The organism is Blautia sp. TM10-2 (assembly GCF_003480845.1).
In the GTDB taxonomy this organism is placed as follows: Bacteria; Bacillota; Clostridia; order Lachnospirales; family Lachnospiraceae; genus Fusicatenibacter; species Fusicatenibacter saccharivorans.
On record NZ_QUJZ01000029.1, the window covers coordinates 1 to 1,663 of the forward strand.

At 39.2% G+C, this 1,663-nt stretch carries 1 protein-coding gene; it reads right to left on the reverse strand.

Features of this window, described 5'->3' with window-relative positions; genetic code table 11:
• Positions 1 to 153: 153 nt before the first annotated feature.
• Entirely contained in the window at positions 154 to 1,365 is a 1,212-nt protein-coding gene (locus tag DXD92_RS18280) for an IS110 family transposase (RefSeq protein ID WP_055218916.1), read from the reverse strand.
• Positions 1,366 to 1,663 lie beyond the last annotated feature (298 nt).

Here is a 1,663-nt window from a genome sequence, read left to right on the forward strand (position 1 = left end):
TTGAAAACTGCGCGTCGCATTCTCGTTACTTCAGCCTGCAAATAAAAAGTCAATACTAAAATTGAAGAAAGTTAAAAAACTTTACAGGTTAAAAATTAGGCATTAAAATAAGGCCACCACAACCAGTGCTGGTCTGAAAGTAAAAGTTTTGAATTAGCTTGGATCAGGAAGAACAGAAAGATATTCTTTCACTCGTCCATAGTATATTCTGAGAAATTTATTAGCACCTGCAGTCATATAAACATAGTAAGGCTTACCCTGGGTGCGTTTTCTGTCCATGAATTGATATACAGGATCATCCTGAGGCATGGTTTTGATAAGAACATCCATTACTTGAAAAAGAGTCTTTCTTAAATTTGAAGATCCACGTTTGGATGTTGGGACGCTTTTTTGGGCATAGGAACCAGATTCGTTTACCCCGGGATCAACTCCGGCGAATGCAGTAAGGGCTCCTTTATGCGTGAATCTGGTTACATCACCGATCTCAGCCATAAGCTGTGGACCGAGAGATGGACCAATCCCTTTAAACTGCATGACAATTGAGTATTCAGGAAGCTTTGAGGCAGTCTCGTTCATGAGAGTGCGTATTGTTTCGACAGTAACGGAAGTACTGTTGAGCTGATCGACAGCTTGTCTGATGATATGTTTGGTTATTTCATTCTTAGGAAATACTGGAACAAGTTCCTTTGTTTTGGTGTAAATTTCTTCCGCTTTTGATTTATTGAAGGCATATTTTTTGCGCTTGCACCAGTTCTGATAATGTTCAACAAAAGCGTTTAGAGACATTTTACGAATGCAATCTACATGCCAGTATGTAGAGACAAAATCAACCCATTTCTGGGAACCATCACTGCGGGTGGGACTATTGAAATAAGTATTTGCATTTGGATAGGTCTGGTCAATGAGGCCAATAAGATTATTTTTCATAGCCGTTTTTTGTTTCACATAGAAATGGAACTGACGATTCATGACCTTTAGCTGAGCGCGTAATTCATCTGTAATACTATACGGTTCAAGACTTTGCCATTTGTCAAGAGCGTAGCGGGCAATCTTGACAGAATCAGCTTTGTCGGACTTGATTTTGCGAAGAGAATCGTTATTAAAATCTTTGACCAACTTGGGATTAACAGCACTGACAAAGAGATCTGCTGCTGAAAGCTGGTGAGCAAGTGCTTCGTAGTAGCGGCCGGTATGTTCCATTACAACCCGGGATTCACCTTCGATAGAATGAATAAGTTTAATAAGTGAATGGATATCACTGGATGTGTGCTTAATCTCAAAAGGAGAGGATACAATCTCCCCAAATGGTCTCAGAATTGTAACCATACTTTTACCTTTTGAAACATCGATACCTACTGCGTTCATAAATTTATCACTCCTTAAAAAATATTACAATGGATAAATACCAGTTTTACTCATTACCTGTTCAAACTACTGTGTGTGACACGAATGCACCTAATGTGATTCAACCTGCATAAAACGAACACTGTGAATGAGGAGCCGGTTATCAGTCTAAAGTACGGACGCGAGGTCCAAGTGATGAAGTCGATATACCATTGCATCCTACATTCTAACAGTTTAAGTAATGAGATGGATAAATCCTTACTGGAAGTAAGGGGATTACCCATAAATATATTGTAGTAGTGATGAGTTAGACGCGCAA

Coding starts and splice junctions, on each gene's coding strand:
- DXD92_RS18280 (WP_055218916.1), bottom strand. CDS start 1,365: ATGAACGCAGTAGGTATCGATGTTTCAAAAGGTAAAAGTATGGTTACA.